The sequence below is a fragment of the Pseudomonas sp. URIL14HWK12:I12 genome (assembly GCF_003097135.1).
In the GTDB taxonomy this organism is placed as follows: Bacteria; Pseudomonadota; Gammaproteobacteria; order Pseudomonadales; family Pseudomonadaceae; genus Aquipseudomonas.
In genome coordinates this window covers 500565-523218 of record NZ_QEQL01000001.1, presented here as the reverse complement: position 1 = coordinate 523218, position 22654 = coordinate 500565, and the positions used below count along the sequence as shown (strand labels likewise).

The window sequence follows — 22654 nt, the reverse complement described above, 5'->3', positions numbered from 1 at the left end:
GGGCAACGCCATTTCTCGTGGATGCAGATGCGAGTGACATCGCTGCACCTCGCTGGGTTGGGCGTTGCAACATCGAGCTCAAGAGTCTCAGGAAGATGCTTCGGGCATATCCCCGGCCTTGCCGAGGATACTGCCTAGGCCTACCGCGGCTGTCTCTACAACGGCAATGAGCCTATCCAGCTCCCATCCCTCTTTCGCCGCAGCCGACAGGCCGAGCATGGTCATGGAAACATAGTCGACGACATGGCTGGCTGTGCGGACGCCTGATGCCTCGAGGAACGCCATCACCTTGGCACGGTTCTCCTCTGCGATTTGCTTGGCAGCTTGCCCAGCCTCGGTGCTGCTAGCCTTCGCGTGCTCCAGGATAAAACACCCGCGGCGGTGCGGGTGAGCGGTGTAGGCATGGGCCGCAGCCCTGAGCATGTCCCGCAGTGCTGCCAGCGGTGATCGGCCCGGGATCAAGAAGGTGTCCAGGGGCACGACAGTCGCGGAGTAACGCTTCAGGGCATCGTTGAAAAACGCATTCTTGCTGCCGAAGGCGGTATAGAAGCTTGGGGCGGTGATCCCAATCGCTTCTGTCAGCGAGGCCACGCTGACGTTCTCATAGCCATGCTCGTGGAACAGATGCTGCCCGAGTTGAATGGCGTCCTCAAGGATGAATTGACGCGGTCGCCCGCGGGCTCGCTTATTTACGTTAATGGTCATTACAGAAACCGTTTACTTTGGGGCATGCGAATAACATAGTGGATATTAACGTAAATATCCACGCCGCCAGGCAGGGCCTCTTACGGCAGCCTTCAGGCCAATCGAAAGGAAGATCATGCAGCCCTCACCCTCATCAAGCCTGGCAGCTGAGGCTTCTGCTCCCAGCAACCGACTGCCCATTGCAGCACTGGCTGGCCTCGCAGCCGCCGGCTTTTTATGCATCGTTACTGAAACATTGCCCGCTGGCTTGTTGCCAAGCATCGCTGCTGGCCTGCAGATCTCGGAGGCTATGGCCGGCCAACTGGTGGCGCTCTATGCATTAGGGTCACTGTTGGCGGCAATTCCGCTTACAAGCTGGACCCAAGGCTTGCGCCGACGGCCCGTGCTACTTGGCACCGTCATTTGTTTCGTAATCGGAAACACACTGACGGCAATGGCTGAATCCCTAAGCGTGGTGCTGGTCGCACGCTTCATCGCAGGCTGTGCAGCAGGGTTGGCGTGGGGAATACTCGCAGGCTACGCACGGAGCATCGTACGTCCCGAACAGACAGGGGCTGCAATGGCGGTCGCGATGGTGGGGGTCCCCCTGGCGCTGTCGTTGGGCGTTCCAATGGGGACGTTTTTAGGAAGCTTGGTGGGGTGGCGCGGATCATTTCTGATCCTGTCGGCACTTGCACTGATGTTGATCGGATGGATCGTGGTGAAAGTGCCTGATGCTCCCGGCCGCAATGGTGAAAGCCGACTCTCCCTTCTTCGTGTACTCCGAACCAAAGGCATCGTACCGATCCTTCTCGTGATCCTGGCCTGGATGACTGCCCACAACATTCTTTACACCTACATTGCGCCGTTCTCGACCACCTCACAATCGCGGGTCGATCTCGTCCTGCTGGCATTCGGGATCAGTTCCCTGGTTGGCATCTGGTTGGTTGGCCGCTTTGTCGATCGACTGTTGCGGTTGATGGTGCTCATTGCAATCGGGTCGTTCGCTTTGACGGCCATAGTTCTGAGTATTGCCGCAGACCAAAGCGTGGCGGTCTATCTTGGCGCCGTGGTCTGGGGGCTTGGCTTTGGCGGAGCCGGCGCCATGATGCAAACCGCGTCAGCCGATGCCGCCGGCGATGGCGTGGACCTCGCCCAGGCAATGGTGACCACCGCTTGGAATCTGGCCATTGCAGGCGGCGGCGCAATAGGTGGAGCACTACTGACCCAGGGTGGTACTTCCATGCTACCGCCCACCGTAGCCATCTTGGCATCGCTCGCCTTTGTGATAGCCCTGGCAGCACGTCGCTATGCCTTCCCCCCGGGTGGTCGCGCTCAAGGGCATCGCTGATCGCCCAGTCATTCGCCACCATGCCAGCAACGAAGTGGTGTTCACTGATGAACGCTTAGACCGTTACGTGCGGTCATACGCTAAGCCCCAGGTCTTCCACCATGCGTTTGAATACTATCGCGCGCTGCCACAATCGATTGCTCAAAACGAGAAGTTGGCATCAACTAAGCTGACACTTCCGGTGCTCGCGGTTGGCGGTGGGGGTAACGGCGGTTTCGGGGCTACGCAGCCAGAAAACATCCGGCGCTTTGCCACCAACGTTGAGTCGCACGTTTTACCTGGTTGCGGCCATTGGGTTCCGCGTGGGAGGGTATGGGAAGGTACCGTTTCGTCAACCCTCACGATGCCATCGAACAGGCCCAGCGCCGGCCCGGGGCGTCGAATTATTTCCTAACCCACCCTGTAACCGTCCATATACCCTGGCAGCGCTCAATTGAACTAAGGAATGGCTCATGCCCAACCTCACCTGCGCACGTCCGCTCACCCGTTTTCGCTGCAATGGCTGCAACTGGACCTTGGCAATCCTTGGGCCGGGCGGCGCCGTGGTGCAGAAATGCCCATGGTGCGGCTGTGACGAGTTCGGCGATCATCCCCCTGTCCACCAGGGGGCCGGGCAATCACTGCTGTGTGATACACACGGTGAGGTTGTGGTGCAGGTGCTCGATGGCGACATTGCATGTGATGACTTCATGGACAATCTGTATTGCCCGTTCTGTCGATAGCCAGGGTGCGGTGCTGGTAGAGGAGGCTGCGCGGTCTTTCGGGTGGTAGCGTCAGGCGTTGCCGATCTGCATCTGTTGTTCGTGGCTCCTGCGTAGAGCTGAACTTTCGCCCCAGCGAGCATGCCGGTGATTTCGAGCATCGACTCTCCCCCGCCTATGATGCAAGCTTGTATAACTTGCTCCGCACTTCCAGCACTCACCCAATGGCGAAGTGATCGCCGGCGGCCTGCCCGCCATACGTGCCGCGATACCGAGTGACCCGGACGCCGGCCACGTATTTCCTTCGTGCTTGTGACCAGAACCTATGCAGCGAAAGACACCGGGCAGTTAACGCCAGGCTGATGCGGCGTTGGTTGTTCAGAGCGGCTCAAGGGCCGTATTATCTGAACGGTGTCTTGGGTTGGCGCCAAGACTCACCTCTTTCGAAGGACATGAGCATGGGACAGTATTTCGATCATTCAGGCCTATTCAAGGCAGCTTCGTATTCCTGCAACGCGCTTCTGGTCAGCGGCATCGCCAGCTGGGAGCGGAAAAACATTGCGCTGAATACGAAGGAGTTTTTGATATGTCCAAAGAATTACTCGGAGTTTCTGCTCTAGGCTTGATGGTGGTCGGTGAGTTCTGTGCAATCTACAGTGAGGTGGTCGTCGCCAAACTCGCCCAGACAGGCAGCGTATCGTGGGGGTCGTTCAGCTTCCCCCTGGCACTGATGTGTTTTGCGGGCGTTTGTCTACTGGCGGCATACTGGCTCGGATACGTTGCAGTCGGTGATATCTGGATCGTCACCGTGGTATCAGTCACCTCTTTGTTGCTTCTTGAGCCTGTAGTTGTGTGGTCGCTGTTCCACGAAACACCGAGACGGGGCGCGCTCATCGGCTTCGTTTTGGGCGCCTTGGGTATGCTGTCCACTGCACTGCTTTAACTCACCCTTTGGCCCATCATTCGGTTGCTGGGCCTATTTCCACGATCTCCATTTTTCTCCCGCCGGGCCGTGTCGCCAACGCCAGCCAGTGAGATCGTTTGATCAGTCTTCATCGCCTTTGCCCAATTGGGATTTGCTCAAACTGTTTTTGCCTGGCCCACACCACCAGCGACGCGCTAAACCGCCGCCTTGTTCAGCGCCTTGCATCAAGCCGCTGCTCCATAAAGAAGCTGAAGGCCGCATCAGCCAGTTGGCGCAGGTCGAACGCCTCAAGTGCATCGATCTCTCCGGCTGCTTGCATGCCGGCAGCAATGCCATGAAGGCGCAAGCGCCAGGCTTCCAGATCAGGGCAATCCTGCGCGCTTTCGAGTAGCCCCTGCCAAGCGGCCTTGCGCTCTGACCCATACTCACTCATGGCAGAATTACGCCTTCCCACACGAAACCGGCGCTACGGCACAGCGCGCAGTCGTCGATGCGCAGCGCATCGGCCAGGTGCGGGCGTAGGTAGGGGCTTTGACCTTCCAGAGGGTTCGGCCGCAGCTTGAGCACTTCATTGGCTCTGGTCCGGCGCAGGCACTCAATGGGTTCGGGTAGAGCCTCGGCAGTCGAACACGGTATCCAGGCGCCTTCGTCGTCAACCCTCACCAGGCCATACAGCGCGCCCAGCGTCAGACGGGGATTTATGGTGAACACGTTGCTGAGGATGTGACCGCAGGCTCAGCTTGGCTGGGGCAAAACAATTCATACCTGCCAGCTGGGGAGTAGGGGCGGCGGCGCATGTGGCGGGAAGACATGGAAAGCTCCGAAATGCTGTATGGGTGAACAGTATTTTATTTCGGGCGGCGACGTCGAGCAGTGCAGGATGGACGGTATCGGCCAGGGCGGTAGATCGATTGGTAGGACGCTGCGGAGGGTGCGGCAGATAATCGTTAACTTTCGGCTGATCAAAGACGTAAGGGTAGCGTAATTGCGGTAAAAAGTTGAATCGCAGCAATCCAAGACGCGGCGGCCTATACATGCCGGGACCCCATAATGCTTCTGAACGTACTCGCAGGTGGTGCCGATCATAGTTTTCTCCCTGCCTGCCCCGCCCTCTGTGGTCGGATGCGGCATGGGTGAAATGGTAAAAAGGCGGAAGTGCCTGTGTTAATTTAGGTGCATATTTAGGTAGGGACCTATCACAATGCTTACGGCCCATCCCGAGTTTCTGTTAAAAAGAATCACACTAAGAAAGATACTTCCTAGCCACCTGGTTGATGTGTATAGGGCGCTTTCCAACCCGAAGGTAATCGCCCACTATGGCGTTTCATATTCGAGCCTCACCGAGACGGAAGAACAAATGCGGTGGTTTGAACGAATCGTCGCCGAGAAGTCAGGTATCTGGTGGGGGATATCATTCATCAACCACGAATCATTGATAGGGGCCTGTGGCTTCAACGATGTGTGCCACGAGCACCGGAAGGCACAGATAGGCTATTGGCTGATGCCCGAGTACTGGCGTCAAGGTCTCTTGTCCGAAGCTTTGCCGTCAATGATTGACTACGGGTTCAGCACCCTGCGCTTGCACCCCATCCATGCAGAGGTTGAGCCGGAGAATGAGTCCAGTTGCGCTCTTCTTAGGAAGTTTGGATTTCAACGGGAGGGCACTCTTCGCGATGTTGAATTCAAAGACGGGGCATTTTTAAGTCTTCATCAGTACGGCTTACTCTCTACGGACATCAGGGAGCGGCTAGATGGTACCCGAAGCAAGTGATATTCAGAGGCCTCGAGCATTGCTGCACCGCCGTGGTTTGGCGGTGGGCCCAACCCTTGGGCCTATGCCTGCGGGCACCGCCCGCCCTTCGTTTTTTGCACCCCCGCAATTAAAAGTTTAGGAGCCGCGCTATCGGAAGCGCTGCCACGGTCGCCGGCCGTGGTCGAAAACCCAGGCCGATGACCAAGAAAGCGCTGGCGGGAAGCACGGGTAAGCGAGCGCTGAACAAGTCCGAGCTTGCGTTCACAACGGTCCCGAATATCAATCCGCCAGAATGACTCAGTCTGCGGGCCAAGATGAGGTGACAGAGGTTCGTACCTGAACTTCTGCGCGAACACATTAGTGCGCTGACCTTGCTATCGCAATGATCAAGTTGTTGGATTTTTGCTTTTGCTGAAAAATCCAATTCTGTTGGGGCTTGCGGCGCTCACTGTCATAGCGGCTGCCAGTTATTATTTCATCGTAGCCTTGTGGCAGGCTTATTAAGAACTTTGCACAACTGCGGCCCGCGCGTACAGAACATTGCAGCTGAAAACTTTCTTTCAGGAATGTAAGGCCCCAACGCGCTATCTATGCTTGGAACAAGTTTGAAGCTGAGCCCTCTTATGCGGGCTTTTTTTGCCTGGAGAAAACCATGGGCATTCTCACTCGCGGCATCCGCAACAATAACCCTGGCAACATCGACTTCAATACCCGTAACCAGTGGCAGGGCCAGCTGGGCCGGGAGGAGGGCGTGCCCAAGCCTCGCTTTGCGCGGTTCGACAGCCCGGAAAACGGCATCCGTGCCTTGGGCAAGCTGCTGCTTGCCTATCGCAGTAAGGACGGCGAGCCCGGCGCAGGCGGGCCTGGCATCGACACGGTACGGGAAACCATCCACCGCTGGGCACCACCTGGTGAGAACGACACAGGCGCCTATGTTGCCGATGTTGCAAAGCGCTTGGGCGTGCCCCCCAAGGCAGCGATCGATGTGCGCCAGCCCGCAACGCTGCGGACCCTGGTCGAGGGCATTATCGTTCATGAGAACGGGTACAACCCATACCCTGATTCGGTCGTCACCGAGGGTGTGCGGCGGGCGCTGGCATGAACCCAGCCCAGCCTCAGCCGCCAGCCTTCGAGGTCGGGGTGCGCACGGCTCCAGAGCAGCGCATGCCATGCGTCTTCGCGCGCTCACCTTTACCCACTCATGGCAGGGCCATCGCTTCCCACAGAGCGCCTTCGTTTCATCCGCCACAAGCCAGCCCATGAAGTCAGCCAGCATGAATATCCCGACCGAAGGCATCTTTCTCGACGAGCTCTTTGGCCTTTGGGCCTAGCCACCTACCTGATGCGGGTAGAGGGAGGCAGGATGATCAGTGCCGGCATCCACTATGACGAAACCGGATACTGCTTTCGGAAAACCCGCGGTGTCCGAAGCGGTACATCCGGGACGAAGACGATTTCCTGATTTCGGGGAGCGTGACGCCGCACTTGGCGTCGGGTGAGGAGGGGGAATGCAGCGGATATCTGAGAATTGCGAACCAGAAGGTTTTTTGCGGACCGGCAGTCCTAGAAATCATACGGTCGTATGAGCTACAGCCCGCATGATAACTGGTGCCCGAAGCCGGACTCGAACCGGCACGCGGTTGCCCGCGAGGGATTTTAAGTCCCTTGTGTCTACCATTTCACCATTCGGGCAGCTGAAAGCGCTGAGCCGCGTAAGCCCTTGAACATCAAGCACTATCGCGGCTGAGGGCTGCGACTATATACAGCCCGTCGCGCTCAGGCAAGCCTGGGCTGGCCGCTCACCGCTCGATCTGGCGGTTCCAGCGGGCATTCCATTGCGGGCGCACCTTGTTTACCTGGTCCCAGTCGATGGTCACTGCTGTCTTCAGGTAGGCCTGCATGGCCTGTACCTGGTCGCGGGTCTTGTCGGTCGTGGGCGTGGTAGGGTTCGAAGGGATCTGGTCGCCCAGTTCCAACGCCGGCGCCTGGGCCTCAGGGCTGAGCAGGAACTCGGCCAGTTGCTGCGCCAGCTCAGGCTGATCGTTGTTGGCCACGGCACATTCGGCCACGTTCAATACCACTGCACCTTCCTTGGGCTGGGCGTATTCCACCGGAATGCCCTTGAGCTTGAGCGCGGTGACCTGGGTAGGGGTGAGCGGGAACAGGGCGGCCTCGTCGGTCTGCACCATCTCCGAAAGTTTCGCCGAGCTTGGAATGTATTCCAGCACGTTGCGCCCCACCGTTTGGGGCCAGGCTTTGAAACCGGGATCGACGTTCTGCTCGTCACCGCCCTGCAAGCGGTTGAACATCAAGAAACCATGCAGGCCGAAGGTGGACGAGGATAGCGACTGGAACACCACTTTGTCTTTGAAGCGGGGGTCTGCAAGGTCTGCCCAAGAGGTGGGCGCTGCCCAGCCTTTTTCCTTGAACAGCCGGCTGTTGTAGGCCAGGCCCGTTACGCCCAGGCTGACTGCCGCAGCCTGGCCCTTTATGACTGCGTTAGCGGGCAGTTGGGCGAGTGTTGCGCTTTTGGCCAGGGGGCTGCAAAGCCCCATGCTGATGGCCCGGTACATCACGCCGTCGTCCAGGAACATCACGTGTATCGGCGGTTTCTCCGGGCTGGCCTGCACCTTGGCGAGAATGTCGGCTGACGTGCCCGGCACGATCACCACCTTCACCTGGTGTGCCTTTTCGAAGGCCGGCAGGATGTTGTCGGCATACAGCCGTTCCATGGTCCCGCCGTTCATGCCCAGGTACAGCGTAGGTTCAGCCAGGGCGGCGGTGCAGGGCAGGCACAGGGCGGCTGCCAGCAGCTTGAGTGTCATGCGCATGGGGCATTGCTCCTTGTCGAGTGTTGAAAACGTTCGATGGAAAAAGCCTGCAGGCTGTGGCGCGGCTCGCCCAGCAGGATGCACTCGGCCAGCGCTTCGCCCGCCGCCGGCCCGATCTGAAACCCCGCGCCTGCGAAGCCGAAGCCGTGCAGCAGGCCAGGGGTGGTGGAGCTGGGCCCAAGCACCGGCTCCCGGTCAGGCAGGTAGCCCTCCGTACCGCTCCAGGTGCGGATCGCCTGTGCCCCGGCCAGGGCAGGATAGAGTTCGCAGGCATTGCGCAGGATGTCGAGCACCGCCAGTTGGCCGGCGCGCGCTGTGCTTTCGCCGAGCGCGAAACCCTGCCCGCCGCCCATTACACAGTTACCGCGCGCCACCTGGCGGGCATAGATACCGCCGCCTTCGACGCCGGTGCTGGCGGTCATGAACATCGGTAGAGGTTCTGTGACGAGCATGGCCGGATGGCCCGCCACCAGCGGGACCGGCTCGCCGACTTGGCTGGCCAGCGCCGCGGCCCAGGCGCCGGCGCAGTTGAGCAGCCAAGGGGCGCTGAAGCGCTGGCCTTGCGCAGTGTGCACCGTGAAACCGGCGCCGCTCGGCTCGACTGCAGTGACAGTGCATTGCTCGTGTACGTGCGCACCGTGGCGCCGCGCGGCCTGGGCGAAGGCAGGGGACATCAGGCGCGGGTTGGCGTGGCCGTCTTCAGGGCAATAGGAGGCGCCCACGGCGATATCTCCCACCCAGGGGAAGCGGGCGCGCAGTTGCTGCCGGTCGAGCAATTGCAAACCCAGGTCGAACGGCTCGCTCAACGTCGCCCAGCGCTGCAATGCTGCGAAATCTGACTCGCTGCGGGCCAGTTTCAGATGCCCCGAGCGCACATACTCACCATCGATGCCCAGCAGCTCCGGTAACTGCCCCCAGATCTGGTGAGCGCGGCAGGAAAGGGGCAGTTGTACGAGCGACCGCCCCTGCCGGCGCACACCGCCATAGTTGACCCCGCTGGAGCGCGAGCCGCAAAAGTCGCGCTCCAGCAGCGCCACCTGCTTGCCTGCCCGGGCCAGCCACAGTGCGGCACTGGCGCCGACGATGCCGCCGCCGATCACGATGGCATCCAATGGCTGCGTACTCATGGTTTTACCTCCACGCCAAAGGGCAGCGGCTTGATCGGCGCCTGGGCACGCAGCCGGCCCACCTGGTCGACAGCCCGGCCACTCTCGCAGGCGATCAGCTCCGCCGCAGCGGCCCCACACAGGCGCCCTTGGCAGCGACCCATGCCGATTCGGCAAGTGGCTTTGACCCGGTTGATCTCCCAATGCCCTTGACGTACGGCGGCGCGAATTTCCCCAGCGCTCACCTGTTCGCAGCGGCAAACGACCAGTTCATCGCTGGCCTGGCCAGCCCACTGCTCGGGAAAAGGAAATGCCCGCTCAAGGCCTTGTCGGAAGCGCTCAAGCGAGCCGAGGCGCTGTTGCAGCTCATGGCGCCGAGTCGGGTCTACGTGCAACCCGCGATCGCTGACCAGGCTCAGCGCTGCCAGCTCGCCGGCCAGCTCGGCGGCGTCGGCGCCGAGAATGCCGGCCCCGTCACCGGCCAGGTACACACCCGTTACGCTGGCCCGCCCACCCTCGTCTCGCGTAGGCAACCAGGCGCGGTTCGCGGCGCTCCATTGAAAGGTGCAGCCCAACAAGTCAGCCAGCTGGGTTTCACTGCGCAGGGTGTGGCCGAAGGCGAGCGCGTCGCAGGCGACGCGGTGCGCCTGGCCGCGGCTATCTTGCCAATGCACCGCCTCAACGCGCTGGTCACCCTCCACGTTCAGCAGCTGCGCACCGGTGTGCACGGGCACGCCGTGCACGCCCAGCCAGGCGCGGTAATACACGCCCTTGGCGAAGGTGGCCGGTTGGGCGAGCAGGGCCGGCGTAGCGCGGGCTTGGGCGCTCAGTGGGGCGCTGTCGAGTACCATCAGTGGCGGCGCGCCGGCCTTGGCGTATTGCCAGGCCAGCAGGTACAGCAAAGGCCCGCTGCCGGCCAGCACCAGCTGCTCACCGATGGCGCACGCCTGGGACTTCAACGCGATCTGGGCTGCTCCCAGGCTGTACACCCCAGGCAGCGTCCAGCCCGGTACCGGCAAGATGCGGTCCGTGGCGCCGGTGGCGATAAGCACTTCGGAAAACGCCAGCCGCTGGGCTTCACGGCCTTGAGACAGGGTGTCGAGCCAGGGTGCTTCGGCGTTCCACACCAGCGTGTCGGGGCGGTAGTCGAGCTGCCCCTCGAGCTGCGCCAGGGCGGTGTGCAGCGCCTGCCCTTTGCGCCGCTCGAAGCCATACAACTGGCCGGCATCACGGGTAAACCCCGGGGGTTGCTGGCGGTACACTTGGCCGCCGCCCTGGGGCGCTTCGTCCAGCAGCACCGGGCGCAGGCCATGCGCGCACAGTGTCTGGGCGGCACGAATGCCGGCAGGCCCTGCACCAACGATCACTACCTCGCTCATGGCCTGCGCCCCGCTTCGCGCTGCACGCAGGCTCCCGGCTCCAGGTAAGTGGAGCAGGCCCGTACCCGGCGGCCGTCGCCCAGGCGCACCCAGCAATCCTGGCAGGCGCCCATCAGGCAGAAACCGGCGCGCGGCTCGGCGTTGAAATCGGCCCCGCGCAGGTGCTCTGCCTGGGTGAGGATTGCGGTCAGCAGGGTATCGCCGGCTAAGCCCTCGGCCGCCTGCCCATCGAGGGTGAAGGGCACGCGGGGGCGTTGGGTTTCAGCAAGGCGTCGGAGCAGGGCCATGGCGCGGTTCCTGTGGTTCACTGTTTGCCGACCAGCACACGGTCCAGGCCGTAGATGCGGTCTAGCAGGATCATGGTCGCAGCGGTGAGGGCGATCACCAGCGCCGAAACGGCCGCCATCATCGGGTCGATCGATTCGGTGGCGTAGACATACATGCGCACCGGCAGCGTCTGGGTTGCCGGAGAGGTCACGAAGATCGATAGGGTGACTTCGTCAAAGCTGTTGATGAATGCCAGCAGCCAGCCCCCGGCTACACCGGGCAGGATCATCGGCAAGGTGATACGGCAGAACAGCGACACGGGCCCGGCGCCCAGGCTCAGGGCCGCTTGCTCGGCGCTGCGGTCCATGCCGATTGCCGCGGCCAGTACCAGACGCAGCACGTAAGGGGTAATCACCAATACATGGGCCAGCACCAGCCAGCTGAAGCTGCCGTTCACGCCCAGCAGCGCGAACAGCCGTAGCAGTGCCACCCCCAGTACCAGGTGCGGAATGATAATGGGCGAGAGGAACAGCCCGTTCAGCGCCCCTCGGCCTGGGAAGCGGTAGCGGGTGATTGCCAGCGCAGCCGGTACCGCAAGCAGGGTGGCCAGGCTCGCCGACAGCGCCGCCAGCCGCAAACTGTTGAGGAAGGCGTCAAGAAAGTCCTGGCGCTCGAACACGGCCTTGAACCAGCGCAAGGAAAACCCGGCGGTGGGCAGGCTGAGCGTGTTCTCTGGGGTAAAGGCCACGAGGCACACCACCAACAGCGGGGCGAGCATGAACAGCATTACCAGGGCGTGGAAACTCAGGGCCAATGGGCCATTGCGGGTCATGGGTCAGGCTCCCAGGGCACGTTGGTAGCGGCGTTCGATCAGGCGGTTCCAGCCCAGCATCACCACCAGGTTCAGCAACAGAAGTGCCACCGCCAGGGTGGCCCCCATCGGCCAGTTCAGCTCTGCCAGGTACTGGTCGTAGATCACCGTGGCGACCATCTTCAACCGCCTGCCACCCAGCAGGCCGGGGATGGCAAAGGAGCTGGCCGCCAGCCCGAAGACGATCAAGGTGCCGGAAAGCATGCCCGGCACCACCTGCGGGAGCACCACCCGGCGCAGTACCGTCCACTGGCTTGCGCCCAGCGACAGCGCAGCCTGTTCCGCCGCGGGGTCGAGTTTCTGCAGCGACGTCCATACCGGGATGATCATGAATGGCAGCATTACGTGCACCAGCCCGACGATCACTGCCAATGGCGTGTAGAGCAGTTTCAATGGGCGGCCGCCCAGGGCCATGATCGCTTGGTTGACCAGCCCGTCCGCACCCAGCAGCAGGCTCCAACCGAAGGCCCGCACCACCACCGAAATCAACAGGGGCGTCAGCACCAGGATCAGGAAGATCGAGCGCCACGGCGTGCCCATACGGCTGAGTACGATGGCTTCCGGCACACCGATCAACACGCACAGCACAGTCACGAGCGCGCTGATCCAGAACGTGCGCAAGAAGATCTCGTAGAAATAGGGGTCGCTCAACAGCGCGCGGTAGTGCTCCAGGGTGTACTGGCCGGCCTTGATGCCGGTCTCGTAGTCGAACACGTTGAACGACAGCACCAGGGTCAGCGCCAGGGGCAACACCAGCAATGCGGCGAACAGGATCAACGCCGGTGCGCTCAAGCCATACCCGGCCCGCGCCTCACGCATCAGGGGCGTGCTCATGCCGCGACCTCCCCAGGCTCCAGCACTCGCAGTAGCGCGTCGTCCCAGTTCAGGCCCAGCGCGGTGCCTTCATCATGGGGGGGCTGGCCGTCATTGCGCTGCACCACTGTGAGCTCGCCGACTACTGTGCGCAGGCGGTACAGCCACTGGCTGCCGAGAAAGAACCGCGCCAGCACCTCACCTTGCAGCCGGCCCTGGCCAGCAGGGCATAGGTCGATCTTCTCCGGGCGCAACGACAGCTGCAGGTTGCCCTCGGCATCCACCTGCGGCAGGCCATGGGCCGCCAGTGTGCCGGGGAGGGCGTTGGCCTTGCCGACGAAATCGGAAATGAATCGCGTGCGCGGGTGTTCGTAGAGGCGGTAGGGCGCATCGACCTGGGTCACCCGCCCAGCTTCCATCACCACGACCCGGTCGCTGATCGACAAGGCCTCGGCCTGGTCATGGGTGACCATCAAGGTGGTGATGTTGACCTCGCGCTGGATGCGGCGAATTTCGAACTGCATCTCCTCGCGCAGGTGCGCGTCCAGGTTCGACAGCGGCTCATCGAGCAGCAGCACCGGCGGGGCGATGACCAAGGCTCGCGCCAGGGCTACGCGCTGGCGCTGCCCACCGGAAAGCTCCCGGGGGTAGCGCTCGGCGTGGGCGCTCAGCCGCACAAGTGCAAGTGCCTGTGCCACACGCTGCGCCAGCTCTGCTGACGGCACCTTGCGCATGCGAAGGCCGAAGCCGACATTGTCGCGCACGCTCATATGGGGAAACAGTGCATAGCTTTGAAACACCACGCCCAGCCCGCGGCTGGCCGGCTTGGCATGAGTGATGTCGCGCCCGCCCAGCACAATGCGCCCGGCGCTGGCTTCGACAAAGCCGGCAATCATCTGCAAGGTAGTGGTCTTACCGCAACCGGAGGGGCCGAGCAAGGACACGAACTCGCCCTGTTCGATTGCCAGTGACGTGCTCGCCACAGCCCAGGTTGGGCCGTATTGCTTGCTGAGGTTTTCAAGGGTCAGAAATGCCATTGCGTCATGCTCCTCAGGGGCCGCCCGCAATGAGCGGGCACGGTGATAGGCAGGGGCGAAATGGCTTTGCAGTCGGACGGTGGCGCTCGCTTCTATGGCGGCGGCCGATGATTGTGGGTATCGCCCTATGGACCTGAGGGTAGGCCGACGTTAGGATCGCCGACAAGATGTGTTTTCACTCAATGAGAACTTTCTTTATAAAATTTCGATGAGTGAAATTAATAGGGCGATATGGCATGCATAATTCCAGTGAGCAAAAGTCCGATGCAGGTGTGGGTGCTGCCAGCCGGCTGTTCAGCGTGATGCGGGCGTTGGCTGCGGCCAGCCCGGAGGGTGAAAAGCTCACTCACCTGGCGCAGCGTGTGGCGTTGTCCCAGCCCACCACTCACCGCCTGTTGCGTGCCTTGGTCGAAGAAGGCGTGGTTGAGCAATGTGCAAACAGCAAGCGTTACCGGCTGGGGCTGGATTTTTTCGCCCTCGCTGCACAAGCGGGGCGTGCAGGTAACTTGCGCGAAACGGCGCGGCCCAGCTTGCTGAGGCTGTCGGCTTCGCTGGGCGACTCGATATTTCTGCTGGCACGGGCAGGCTTCGAAGCCATGTGCCTGGACCGCAGCGAAGGCCCATACCCAATCCGGACCTTCACCGGTGATATTGGCGGGCGCTTGCCGTTGGGCGGTGGGCAAGGTGCGCTGGCAATCCTGGCGTTTCTGCCCGACGAAGAACGTGAAGAAATCATTCGCTACAACTTGCCGAGGCTCAAAGACGAGCATCGGTACGATGAGGTGCTGCTACGCGCAGAAATCACTAACGTGCGTGAGCGCGGCTATGCCGACCGCAACACTGGCGTGCTCGATGGCATGGCAGGGCTGGCGGTGCCAATCCTCGATCGCCAGGGCACTGCGGTGGCGGCGCTGAGTGTGGCTACGCTCAGCGAGCGGCTCAATGATCAGCGCCGCCCCATGGTGGTGGACATGCTAAAACGCGAAGCCGCGTCGATCGGGGCGCGGGTCAATCCGTTCGACCCGGTACTGCGTCGGCCGTCGGCAGGGTTTGGCTGAAAGCTCGCCCCTGGCGGGTATCGCTGGGCTCGGCAAGCAGGCTTTGCCATTGCCCGCCATGATAGCGGGCCAGCGCCACGGGCAGCGGATGCACGCCGCGCGCAGCCTGATCGATGTGCAGCCGGATACCTGGGTGTTCATGCAGCCGCTGATCCACGCAAGCCCTGCCCAGGCAGAGCGCGAGTATGTCCTGAGTGCGGTGCAGCCCGAGGGTTTGAGCGTGCAGGATAAGGCTCAGTGCTTCGCGCGCGGCATTCGGCGGCAAGGCTGCCGAGTTGCCGTTCGCGGGGGCGAAATGCACCAAGGGCGCTCGCTGTGCCGCTCGCCAGAGGTCCAGAAGGCGCCGTACCAGCGGTACGAGAGCCTGAGCCTGCGTGGCTCGAGCGCATTGCTCATCGGTCGCCCGGCCGCCCCCGGCCCATTGGGCAATTGGCCCCCAGCTGGAGGGCGCCCACCAGCTTTGAATCGGCCCCAGTAAACCACCTAGGCTGTCCCCGAGCGTGGTCGCCAGCAACTCCAGGCGCAGTGGTTCGTACCATGGCAGGGCCGCACCGCCGAGTTCAGGTAACCCGTCAGCCTGGCGGCTAATGTGCCGGGCGACTTCTGCAATGCAAGCGCGGCTATGCAGCCAACCGCAGATATAGCGCTGTTGGGCGCCTTGTTCTTGACAGGCGCGCAGTACGCTGGCCTGTAGCGCTGTCGTAGCCAAGCGCAGGCCAGGCCCGGCGAGTTGGCACAGCAAGGGTTGATGGGCCGTGCTGTGCGCCAGCCGTCGGCAGGGGATGGGGTACACCCGTGCAGTTCCCAGGTGCTCAGCCAGATGGCGGCCACTCAATGCCCCTTCGATAGGGTAGGCAGCCAGCGGGTCAAGCAACAGGTACAAGTGCTCTGTGCCCGGTAGGGCACTGGCGAAGGTCTGCAACCTTTGCGAATGAGCGTCGTGCGGTGGCATGGTCGTGGTTCCATCGGCAGAAAGCTGCGGATGGAACCACGCCGGTGCCGCCGGATAAATCGGCGGCGTTCTGAATCAGTGCGCGATGCGCTCCAGTGCCAGGTTGCGAGTGCGGGGGCCGAACCCGCCGATGGTCAGCGTCACGATCAGCATGCTGCTGACGATGAATGCCAGCACCCCGGGCGTGCCGAAATGCTCCAGGAAGAACCCGATCATCAGGCTGCTGAACACCGTGGACAGCCGGCTGAACGAGTAGCAGAAGCCCACTGCCCGGGCGCGGATGGAGGTGGGAAACAACTCACTTTGATAGGAGTGGTAGGCGAAGGTGAGCCAGGCATTGCAGAACGTGACCATAACCCCGCAGGCGATCAGCCCGGTCGGTGTGCTCTGAGCAGCGAACAACGTACCGAAGATCACCGTGCCGATGGCCGAGCCTACGATTTGCCATTTGTTCTCGAAGCGGTTGGCCCAGCGGGTGAACAGCAGCGGGCCCAGCGGGTAGGCCAGGGTAATGATGAACGCGTAGCCCAGGCTGTGGGTCGCCTCCATACCCTTGCCCGCGAGCAGGGCCGGTAGCCAGTTGCCAAAGCCGAAGAAGCCGATGGCCTGGAAGAAGTTGAAAGCGATGAGCATGAACGCACGGCGCCGATACGGCGGTTTCCAGATGTCGGCGAAGCGCCCCTTGGGCTCGAATTCGGCTTGCTCTATTTCTGGTGCTTGCAGCGGCTGGCGCAGTTCTTGTTCACAGCGTTGCTCCAGCCGCACCACGACCGCTTCGGCCTCTTCGAAACGGCCTTGCTGGGCCAGCCAGCGGGGCGATTCGGGCAGGCGTTTGCGCAGCCACCAGATGAACAACGCAAACACGGCGCTGGCCAGCACCACCCACCGCCAGCCGTCGATACCCAACGGCGCCTGGGGCACCAGCCACCAGCTCATCAGCGCCACGGCGGGCACCGACAGAAACTGCACGAAAAACGCAAAGGCGAACGCCGAGGTGCGCATGCGCTTGGGCATCAGCTCGGAGAGGTAGGTATCGATAGTCACCAATTCGATGCCAAGGCCGATCCCGACGATGAAACGGCAGAGGATGATAGCCATGGCGCTCGATTGCACACCCATCAGCACAGTCGCCAGGGTGTACCAGATCAGCGCGTAGGTGAACACGGCCCGCCGGCCGAAGCGATCGGCGAACGGGCTGAGCAGGCTTGCACCAACGAACAAGCCCAGGAAGGTGGCCGAGGCGAAGGCTGCCTGGTCAGATACCCCGAATGCGCCTTGGGCGCCAGTTGCGAATATACCCGCCTTGAGCAGGCCAGGGCTGATATAGGCGGTCTGAAACAGGTCATATAGCTCGAAAAAGCCGCCGATGGATAACAGCGCGACCAGCCTCCACAAGCTGCCGGTAGCAGGTAGGCGGTCGATGCGGGCGGAGAGGGCGGCCACACGGGCCTGAGGTAGGAGCGACATGAGCGGGCCTTGGACAGGGCGAAAGGCTTATTGTAGGAACATGCTGCAATATTTGTTTGCGAAAATTAGCTTGCTAAGCGTTAAGCGAAGCAGCTTTTCCTAAATTCAAGCGTGACCGCGCAATACCTGGGCGGTACTACTGAGCAGGTGCCCATGGCGCCAGCGTGCACCGCCATGGGCAGCCAGCCTGCTTGCGGCGGGTGGCTAGAACGCTCGCCCGGCGTCCAAATGCTGGTCTACCAGCCAACGGCCATGGGCCAAGGAAGCGTGTTGAGCTGATTCAAGGTCGGCAAGAAACGCCGCTTGCACGGGCAGAGGAAGGCGGCGTGTGATTGCGCCGTCAGGCGGGGTGATCCTGCATCCTCCAGCCCACGGCGTCGGAATGCCGGGATGTTCTTCAACCTGCGCCTCGATAAGGTAGTCCCGATGAGTGCAGTGAGCAACGGTCATGGTAATGCCCTCCGTTTTGCATGGGTGTATGCAGAAGAGTGCGAGGTGCGGTGAGGGTTCCAGGCCATCTGACCCGCGGCGGGTTGACGGCATGTTGCCACCAGTCAATACTGCGCGGGTAGATTCATATAGATGACTGAATAAATAGAACAACATCCAGGAGCTGTCTCATGCCGGCGTTATCCAGTGACGAGCGTTTACCCCTCTACCAGCGCCTGCGCGATGAGCTGGCCGGGCATATTAGCGGGAACCGGTGGAAAGCGGGTGAGGCGATCCCAACCGAGGCGGTCTTGGCCGCTGACTATCAATTGTCGATCGGCACAGTGCGTAAGGCCATCGACATGCTGGTTAGCGAACGCATTCTGGAGCGCCAGCAGGGCCGTGGGACGTTCATCCGCCGTGCGCAGTTTCATGACTCCCTGTTTCGTTTTTTCCGTTTCCAAACCACTGAAGGCGAGCGCCGCCTGCCCGAAAGTCAGGTATTGGCCGTCAACGTGCTACCTGCTCCGTCCGATGCGGCCAAGGCCCTTCAACTGGCTGAAGGCGACCCGGTGATTCACCTGAGCCGCTTGCGCCTGATCGACGCCCAACCTTTGCTGGCCGAAGACATCTGGCTACCCAAGACGCTGTTTGAGGCCATCCTCGACAAAGACTTGAACCAGGAAGGGCCGCTGCTCTACCCGCTGTATGAAGAGTTCTGCGGCCAGGTCATCGCCTCTGCCGACGAGACCCTGACCGCTGAGCCTGCCGACGAGCACAGCGCCAGCCTGCTTGGCATCGCCATGCATAGCCCAGTGGTGCTGATCGAGCGTTTGGCTCGGGGGTATGCCGGCCAGCCCTTGGAATGGCGCCGTTCGCGCGGCCACGCCCAACATTTTCGCTACAGCGTGGAGATCCGCTGAGCGCTTCCGTGCCCAACACAACAACAGGACAGCCCCATGTTCAAGTGGTATCGAGACATCACCGCGCGTGAGCGCAAGACCTTCTGGGCCTGCTTCGGCGGCTGGGCGCTCGATGCGCTGGAAACCCAGATGTTTGGCCTGGCCATTCCAGCCTTGCTGATCGCCTTCAGCCTGAGCAATAGCCAGGCTGGGCTGATCAGCGGTGTGACACTGGTAACGTCCGCCATTGGCGGTTGGGTCGGCGGCACCCTGTCGGACCGTTACGGCCGCGTGCGAACCCTGCAGTGGATGATCCTCTGGTTCAGCCTTTGCACCTTCCTGTCGGCTTTCGTGACCGGCTTTGAGCAACTGGTGGTGGTCAAGGCGCTGCAAGGCTTCGGTATCGGTGGAGAGTGGGCCGCCGGCGCAGTGCTGATGGCCGAGACCATCAACCCGCGTTACCGCGGTAAGGTCATGGGTACCGTGCAGAGCGCCTGGGCCGTGGGCTGGGGCGCTGCGGTCGGCCTCTATACGCTGATCTACAGCTGGCTCCCGCAGGACATCGCCTGGCGAGTGATGTTCGTGGTGGGCCTGTTGCCGGCGCTGATGATCATCTGGGTGCGCCGCAATGTTCAGGAGCCCGATGCTGCGGTTCACCAGCGCGAGCACGTCCAAGGTCGATCGTTTCTGGCCTCGGTGGGGGGCATCTTTCGCCCTGAGCTGCTGCGCGTGACTTTGCTCGGTGGCCTGCTTGGCCTGGGCGCACACGGCGGGTATCACGCGGTGATGACCTGGCTGCCGACCTTTCTGAAAAATGAGCGGCACCTATCGGTATTGAACTCCGGTAGCTACCTGGCCGTGATCATCGTTGCTTTCTGGTGCGGCTGCATGGCCAGTGGCGTATTGGTGGACAAGCTGGGCCGTCGCAAGAACATCCTGTTGTTTGCATTGTGCTGCGTAGTGACCGTGCAGTGCTATGTGTTCCTGCCGTTGAGTAACACGCAGATGCTGTTCCTTGGTTTCCCGCTCGGTTTCTTCGCGGCAGGTATCCCGGCGAGCCTTGGGTCGTTCTTCAACGAGCTCTATCCGGCCGACGTGCGAGGCGCCGGTGTAGGTTTCTGCTACAACTTCGGCCGTGTGCTGTCGGCAGTATTCCCGGTGCTGGTGGGCCATATGAGCCAGAGTATGTCGCTGGGTGGCGCCATCGGTATCGATGCCGGCATTGCCTACGGTGTGGCGATGATTGCCGCGCTGGCGCTTCCCGAAACACGCGGCCGCAATCTGGACACCGCGCAGCCGGCGAGCAAGGCTTGATTCAGCAACCGTGATGACCGAACCAATGACTTCGCAGATCAGCATTCCCGTAACCGGCGTGGACAGCCACGCTCATGTGTTCGACCAGGCGCTGGCACTCACTGCGGCACGCCGCTACAGCCCGGCCTACGACGCCACGCTGGGCGCCTGGCTAGAGCACCTGGACACCCACGGCCTGAGCCACGGGGTGCTGGTGCAGCCCAGTTTCCTGGGCACCGACAACAGCCACCTGCTGGCGGCCATCGCCAAGGCACCCCAACGCCTCAAAGGGGTGGCGGTGGTCGAGGAAGGGATTGATGCCGCGGCGCTGGAGGCACTGGCGGTGCAGGGTATCGTCGGCATCCGCTTGAACCTGATCGGCAAGCCCTTGCCTGATCTGAACGCCCCGCATTGGAAGCCGTTGCTGCAACAGGTTGCGCAGATGGGCTGGCATGTGGAGCTGCACCGCCAGATCGAGGACATTCCGACCCTCTGCCGAGCACTGCTGGCCCAAGGTTGCAAGGTGGTGGTCGATCATTTCGGCCGGCCCCATGCCAGCCTGGGGGTAGCCCATGAAACTTTCAAGCAGATGCTGGCGCTGGGCAAGAGCGAGCGCGTCTGGGTGAAAGTGTCGGCGGTGTATCGGCTCGGAGGCACCCACGCTGAAAACATCGCATTTGCCGAGGCGGCCGTGCCGGCGCTTTTCGAGCACTTCGGCGAGCGCAGGCTTGTATGGGGCAGTGACTGGCCTCACACCCAACACGAATGCCAGATGGACTTCGCGGGCCAGTGCGCGCTGCTCGAGCGCATTGCTCCCCATCAGGGGTGGCGCGAGGCGCTGCGCGTCCACGGGCCGAGGGCGTTATTCGGTTTTTGACGATCAGGGTCCGATGTTCGGCTATCGCACACTTTTTAAATCCCTTGATGAGGTTAATTGGCCCCCGGGCTAGGTGTGCAGTTGCGGGTTTTGAAACATTTGGTTAATTTCCACGCAACGTATTCAGGTCAGCAATGCTGGGCAGTGGGGCGGGCCGGGGGGCCCGCAGCCAGGGCGTACAGATCGCCCCATCGCCGCTTTTCACCATGCATCGCTGTGCCCGGAGCGTCTTCCATAAACGTCGGGAATAACAATAATGACCGTCAAGCTCGCTCGCCTTACCCGCCACACGCTCGCCCTTTCCGTAAGCCTCGCCAGCGTTACAGGTGTTGCCCATGCCGAAGGTTTCGTCGACGACGCCAAGGTCAACCTGAACCTGCGCAACTTCTACATGAACCGCAACTTCGTCGACGAAGGCCAGTCGCAGGCGTTGCCCGGTCCCACCAAGCGAGGACAGGCTGCCGAATGGACCCAGAGCTTCATTCTTGATGCCAAGAGCGGCTACACCCAGGGTGTGGTTGGCTTTGGCGTGGATGTGCTGGGGCTGATGTCTTACAAACTCGACGGCGGCCGAGGGACTTACGGTACCCAACTGCTGCCGGTTCATGACGGTAACAAGCCTGCCGACGACTTCGGCCGCCTGGCAGTGGCTGCCAAAGCCAAGGTTTCCAAGACCGAACTGAAGGTGGGCGAATGGATGCCGGTGCTGCCTATCTTGCGCGCCGATGATGGCCGCTCGCTGCCGCAAACCTTGCGCGGCGCACAGGTGACATCCCGCGATATCACCAATGTCACGCTCTACGCCGGCCAGTTCCAAGGTAACAGCCAGCGCAACGATGCGAGCATGGAGCACATCGGGCTGAATAACTTCGACCAGGTGTCCCATGGCCGCCCGACCGTTTACGGCAGCGCCTTCAATTTCGCAGGCGCCGAGTACACGTTCAACGACAAACGCACGCTGGTGGGTGCCTGGTATGCGCAGCTTGAAGACGTCTACGATCAGAAGTACTTCCAGTTGCTGCACTCCCAACCTGTAGGCCCTGTAACCTTGGGTGCCAACATTGGTTACTTCATCGGCGGTGCCGATGGCCAAGAACGCGCCGGTGATCAGGACAACCACACTGTCTCGGGGCTGTTTTCGCTTAAATACGGTTTCAACACGTTCTACGTGGGCCTGCAGAAAGTCTCCGGGGACGTTGGCTGGCAGCGTGTTAGTGGCACCAGCGGCGGCACGCTGGCCAACGACAGCTACGGCTGGAGTTACGACATGAAGGACGAACGCTCCTGGCAGGTTCGCCATGATTATGACTTTGCCGGGCTCGGCATTCCTGGTTTGACCTTGATGAACCGCTTTATCGAAGGTACCAATGTGCACTCGGGCGCCGTCACCGATGGCGAAGATCGCGGCCGTGAAACGGAGCTTGCCTATGTTGTGCAAAGCGGAACCTTCAAGGCGCTCACGGTGCGCTGGCGCAACTCGAGCCTGCGTCGCAACTACGGTAATACCAACAGTTTCGACGAAAACCGCCTGATCGTTCAGTATCCTTTGTCGATCCTGTAAACAACTTTATCCGGCCCTGTTACAGTGTGGCACCACCACCACCGAGGGACAGGTATGAAGCGCAGGGTAATGGGGTTGATCGTGGCAGGGCTGCTGGCCGGTTGTTCCAGCCAGCAGCAAGATGACAATGCGCCCACCTGGTCGGGTACTTCCAGCAAGGCACCCGAGCAGTATGGGCAGTGCTTGCTGCCCAAATGGCAGACCTGGCGCCCACAAGCACGTCAGGATGTGACTGACAGCGGTGTACGGTTGGTCGCCAGTGCGGGCTTTACCCAGGCATTGATAAGCGCCAGCATTGATCGCGATGGGTCAGGCTCAAAGGTGCAGCTATTCGTGCCGCAACAGTGGCGCGAGTCGCGCGCCTGGGTCGATATGGCAAAGGCCTGCCAGTAATGCG

The 22654-nt window shown here is 61.7% G+C and carries 24 protein-coding genes and 1 tRNA gene; 11 read left to right on the top strand and 14 right to left on the bottom strand.

Going from position 1 to position 22654, the window contains the following annotated elements:
- Nucleotides 1-87: 87 nt before the first annotated feature.
- Nucleotides 88-705: a TetR/AcrR family transcriptional regulator gene (locus F474_RS02360; protein ID WP_097084133.1), complete on the bottom strand. Its 618-nt coding sequence runs from the start codon at nt 703-705 to the stop codon at nt 88-90.
- Nucleotides 706-820: 115 nt separating this feature from the next.
- Here F474_RS02360 and F474_RS02355 point away from each other — a divergent pair, with 115 nt between their 5' ends.
- From F474_RS02355 to F474_RS02345, 3 genes are all read left to right on the top strand, one after another.
- Entirely contained in the window at nt 821-2035 is a 1215-nt protein-coding gene (locus F474_RS02355) for an MFS transporter (protein ID WP_097084134.1), read from the top strand.
- 452 nt (nt 2036-2487) lie between these two features.
- On the top strand, nt 2488-2757 hold the full coding sequence (locus F474_RS02350; protein WP_097084135.1) for a hypothetical protein: 270 nt from the start codon (nt 2488-2490) through the stop codon (nt 2755-2757).
- A 565-nt stretch (nt 2758-3322) separates the two neighbouring features.
- Complete coding sequence (locus F474_RS02345) at nt 3323-3679, top strand: hypothetical protein (RefSeq protein ID WP_097084136.1); 357 nt, start codon at nt 3323-3325, stop codon at nt 3677-3679.
- A gap of 193 nt (nt 3680-3872) precedes the next feature.
- On the opposite strand, the gene F474_RS02340 is transcribed toward F474_RS02345, so the two are convergent.
- Nucleotides 3873-4094 carry a hypothetical protein gene (locus tag F474_RS02340; protein ID WP_097084137.1) on the bottom strand — a complete coding sequence of 74 codons (222 nt, stop codon included), beginning with the start codon at nt 4092-4094 and terminating at the stop codon, nt 3873-3875.
- Nucleotides 4091-4372, bottom strand: coding sequence for a hypothetical protein (locus F474_RS22515; RefSeq protein WP_125483359.1), 282 nt, complete (start codon nt 4370-4372; stop codon nt 4091-4093). Before F474_RS22515 ends, F474_RS02340 begins: the two co-directional genes overlap by 4 nt.
- Before the next feature lie 490 nt (nt 4373-4862).
- On the opposite strand from F474_RS22515, the gene F474_RS02335 reads away from it, so the two are divergent.
- Both F474_RS02335 and F474_RS02330 read left to right on the top strand, forming a co-directional pair.
- Nucleotides 4863-5432, top strand: a complete 570-nt coding sequence (locus F474_RS02335) for a GNAT family N-acetyltransferase (RefSeq protein ID WP_097084138.1) — start codon at nt 4863-4865, stop codon at nt 5430-5432.
- A 634-nt stretch (nt 5433-6066) separates the two neighbouring features.
- Nucleotides 6067-6516 (top strand): structural protein P5, encoded by a 450-nt coding sequence (locus F474_RS02330; RefSeq protein ID WP_097084139.1) that lies wholly within the window; start codon nt 6067-6069, stop codon nt 6514-6516.
- A gap of 504 nt (nt 6517-7020) precedes the next feature.
- On the opposite strand, the gene F474_RS02325 is transcribed toward F474_RS02330, so the two are convergent.
- From F474_RS02325 to F474_RS02290, 8 genes are all read right to left on the bottom strand, one after another.
- Nucleotides 7021-7106, bottom strand: a tRNA-Leu gene (locus F474_RS02325).
- A 107-nt stretch (nt 7107-7213) separates the two neighbouring features.
- A complete protein-coding gene (locus F474_RS02320; RefSeq protein ID WP_097084140.1) occupies nt 7214-8245 on the bottom strand; it encodes an ABC transporter substrate-binding protein in 1032 nt (343 codons plus the stop codon).
- A complete protein-coding gene (locus F474_RS02315) occupies nt 8236-9372 on the bottom strand; it encodes an FAD-binding oxidoreductase (protein WP_097084141.1) in 1137 nt (378 codons plus the stop codon). Before F474_RS02315 ends, F474_RS02320 begins: the two co-directional genes overlap by 10 nt.
- Nucleotides 9369-10730: an NAD(P)/FAD-dependent oxidoreductase gene (locus F474_RS02310; RefSeq protein ID WP_097084142.1), complete on the bottom strand. Its 1362-nt coding sequence runs from the start codon at nt 10728-10730 to the stop codon at nt 9369-9371. The genes F474_RS02315 and F474_RS02310 overlap by 4 nt, the downstream gene beginning before the upstream one ends.
- Entirely contained in the window at nt 10727-11017 is a 291-nt protein-coding gene (locus F474_RS02305) for a (2Fe-2S)-binding protein (RefSeq protein WP_097084143.1), read from the bottom strand. The genes F474_RS02310 and F474_RS02305 overlap by 4 nt, the downstream gene beginning before the upstream one ends.
- Nucleotides 11018-11034: 17 nt before the next feature.
- Complete coding sequence (locus tag F474_RS02300; RefSeq protein ID WP_097084144.1) at nt 11035-11829, bottom strand: ABC transporter permease; 795 nt, start codon at nt 11827-11829, stop codon at nt 11035-11037.
- A gap of 3 nt (nt 11830-11832) precedes the next feature.
- Complete coding sequence (locus F474_RS02295) at nt 11833-12702, bottom strand: ABC transporter permease (protein ID WP_097084145.1); 870 nt, start codon at nt 12700-12702, stop codon at nt 11833-11835.
- Nucleotides 12699-13718: an ABC transporter ATP-binding protein gene (locus F474_RS02290; RefSeq protein ID WP_097084146.1), complete on the bottom strand. Its 1020-nt coding sequence runs from the start codon at nt 13716-13718 to the stop codon at nt 12699-12701. The genes F474_RS02295 and F474_RS02290 overlap by 4 nt, the downstream gene beginning before the upstream one ends.
- Nucleotides 13719-13954: 236 nt before the next feature.
- Between F474_RS02290 and F474_RS02285 the strand changes: the two genes are divergently transcribed.
- Nucleotides 13955-14776 carry an IclR family transcriptional regulator gene (locus tag F474_RS02285; RefSeq protein WP_097084147.1) on the top strand — a complete coding sequence of 274 codons (822 nt, stop codon included), beginning with the start codon at nt 13955-13957 and terminating at the stop codon, nt 14774-14776.
- Here the strand turns inward: F474_RS02285 and F474_RS02280 are convergent.
- The 3 genes from F474_RS02280 to F474_RS22860 form a co-directional block, all read right to left on the bottom strand.
- Nucleotides 14727-15728 (bottom strand): hypothetical protein, encoded by a 1002-nt coding sequence (locus F474_RS02280; protein WP_097084148.1) that lies wholly within the window; start codon nt 15726-15728, stop codon nt 14727-14729. The two genes, F474_RS02285 and F474_RS02280, sit on opposite strands and share 50 nt — an antisense overlap.
- 75 nt (nt 15729-15803) lie before the next feature.
- Nucleotides 15804-17195 carry an MFS transporter gene (locus tag F474_RS02275; RefSeq protein WP_097084149.1) on the bottom strand — a complete coding sequence of 464 codons (1392 nt, stop codon included), beginning with the start codon at nt 17193-17195 and terminating at the stop codon, nt 15804-15806.
- A gap of 204 nt (nt 17196-17399) precedes the next feature.
- Nucleotides 17400-17645, bottom strand: coding sequence for a hypothetical protein (locus F474_RS22860; RefSeq protein ID WP_097084150.1), 246 nt, complete (start codon nt 17643-17645; stop codon nt 17400-17402).
- 170 nt (nt 17646-17815) lie between these two features.
- Between F474_RS22860 and F474_RS02265 the strand changes: the two genes are divergently transcribed.
- The 5 genes from F474_RS02265 to F474_RS02245 all read left to right on the top strand — a co-directional run bounded on the left by F474_RS02265 (nt 17816) and on the right by F474_RS02245 (nt 22650).
- Complete coding sequence (locus tag F474_RS02265; RefSeq protein WP_097084151.1) at nt 17816-18547, top strand: GntR family transcriptional regulator; 732 nt, start codon at nt 17816-17818, stop codon at nt 18545-18547.
- 36 nt (nt 18548-18583) lie between these two features.
- The gene (locus tag F474_RS02260) at nt 18584-19840 is read left to right on the top strand and encodes an MFS transporter (RefSeq protein ID WP_097084152.1); all 1257 of its coding nucleotides are present in this window, start codon (nt 18584-18586) and stop codon (nt 19838-19840) included.
- 25 nt (nt 19841-19865) lie between these two features.
- Nucleotides 19866-20696 (top strand): amidohydrolase, encoded by an 831-nt coding sequence (locus tag F474_RS02255; RefSeq protein WP_097084153.1) that lies wholly within the window; start codon nt 19866-19868, stop codon nt 20694-20696.
- Between the two features lie 256 nt (nt 20697-20952).
- Nucleotides 20953-22257, top strand: coding sequence for an OprD family porin (locus tag F474_RS02250; protein ID WP_097084154.1), 1305 nt, complete (start codon nt 20953-20955; stop codon nt 22255-22257).
- A 54-nt stretch (nt 22258-22311) separates the two neighbouring features.
- A complete protein-coding gene (locus F474_RS02245) occupies nt 22312-22650 on the top strand; it encodes a hypothetical protein (RefSeq protein ID WP_125483358.1) in 339 nt (112 codons plus the stop codon).
- The last annotated feature ends 4 nt before the right edge of the window (nt 22651-22654 follow it).

Excerpts from the sequence above, each read along its gene's own strand:
- F474_RS02360 (WP_097084133.1), bottom strand. The coding sequence starts at position 705 with ATGACCATTAACGTAAATAAGCGAGCCCGCGGGCGACCGCGTCAATTC.
- F474_RS02355 (WP_097084134.1), top strand. The coding sequence starts at position 821 with ATGCAGCCCTCACCCTCATCAAGCCTGGCAGCTGAGGCTTCTGCTCCC.
- F474_RS02350 (WP_097084135.1), top strand. The coding sequence starts at position 2,488 with ATGCCCAACCTCACCTGCGCACGTCCGCTCACCCGTTTTCGCTGCAAT.
- F474_RS02345 (WP_097084136.1), top strand. The coding sequence starts at position 3,323 with ATGTCCAAAGAATTACTCGGAGTTTCTGCTCTAGGCTTGATGGTGGTC.
- F474_RS02340 (WP_097084137.1), bottom strand. The coding sequence starts at position 4,094 with ATGAGTGAGTATGGGTCAGAGCGCAAGGCCGCTTGGCAGGGGCTACTC.
- F474_RS02335 (WP_097084138.1), top strand. The coding sequence starts at position 4,863 with ATGCTTACGGCCCATCCCGAGTTTCTGTTAAAAAGAATCACACTAAGA.
- F474_RS02330 (WP_097084139.1), top strand. The coding sequence starts at position 6,067 with ATGGGCATTCTCACTCGCGGCATCCGCAACAATAACCCTGGCAACATC.
- F474_RS02320 (WP_097084140.1), bottom strand. The coding sequence starts at position 8,245 with ATGCGCATGACACTCAAGCTGCTGGCAGCCGCCCTGTGCCTGCCCTGC.
- F474_RS02315 (WP_097084141.1), bottom strand. The coding sequence starts at position 9,372 with ATGAGTACGCAGCCATTGGATGCCATCGTGATCGGCGGCGGCATCGTC.
- F474_RS02310 (WP_097084142.1), bottom strand. The coding sequence starts at position 10,730 with ATGAGCGAGGTAGTGATCGTTGGTGCAGGGCCTGCCGGCATTCGTGCC.
- F474_RS02305 (WP_097084143.1), bottom strand. The coding sequence starts at position 11,017 with ATGGCCCTGCTCCGACGCCTTGCTGAAACCCAACGCCCCCGCGTGCCC.
- F474_RS02300 (WP_097084144.1), bottom strand. The coding sequence starts at position 11,829 with ATGACCCGCAATGGCCCATTGGCCCTGAGTTTCCACGCCCTGGTAATG.
- F474_RS02295 (WP_097084145.1), bottom strand. The coding sequence starts at position 12,702 with ATGAGCACGCCCCTGATGCGTGAGGCGCGGGCCGGGTATGGCTTGAGC.
- F474_RS02290 (WP_097084146.1), bottom strand. The coding sequence starts at position 13,718 with ATGGCATTTCTGACCCTTGAAAACCTCAGCAAGCAATACGGCCCAACC.
- F474_RS02285 (WP_097084147.1), top strand. The coding sequence starts at position 13,955 with ATGCATAATTCCAGTGAGCAAAAGTCCGATGCAGGTGTGGGTGCTGCC.
- F474_RS02280 (WP_097084148.1), bottom strand. The coding sequence starts at position 15,728 with ATGCCACCGCACGACGCTCATTCGCAAAGGTTGCAGACCTTCGCCAGT.
- F474_RS02275 (WP_097084149.1), bottom strand. The coding sequence starts at position 17,195 with ATGTCGCTCCTACCTCAGGCCCGTGTGGCCGCCCTCTCCGCCCGCATC.
- F474_RS22860 (WP_097084150.1), bottom strand. The coding sequence starts at position 17,645 with ATGACCGTTGCTCACTGCACTCATCGGGACTACCTTATCGAGGCGCAG.
- F474_RS02265 (WP_097084151.1), top strand. The coding sequence starts at position 17,816 with ATGCCGGCGTTATCCAGTGACGAGCGTTTACCCCTCTACCAGCGCCTG.
- F474_RS02260 (WP_097084152.1), top strand. The coding sequence starts at position 18,584 with ATGTTCAAGTGGTATCGAGACATCACCGCGCGTGAGCGCAAGACCTTC.
- F474_RS02255 (WP_097084153.1), top strand. The coding sequence starts at position 19,866 with ATGACTTCGCAGATCAGCATTCCCGTAACCGGCGTGGACAGCCACGCT.
- F474_RS02250 (WP_097084154.1), top strand. The coding sequence starts at position 20,953 with ATGACCGTCAAGCTCGCTCGCCTTACCCGCCACACGCTCGCCCTTTCC.
- F474_RS02245 (WP_125483358.1), top strand. The coding sequence starts at position 22,312 with ATGAAGCGCAGGGTAATGGGGTTGATCGTGGCAGGGCTGCTGGCCGGT.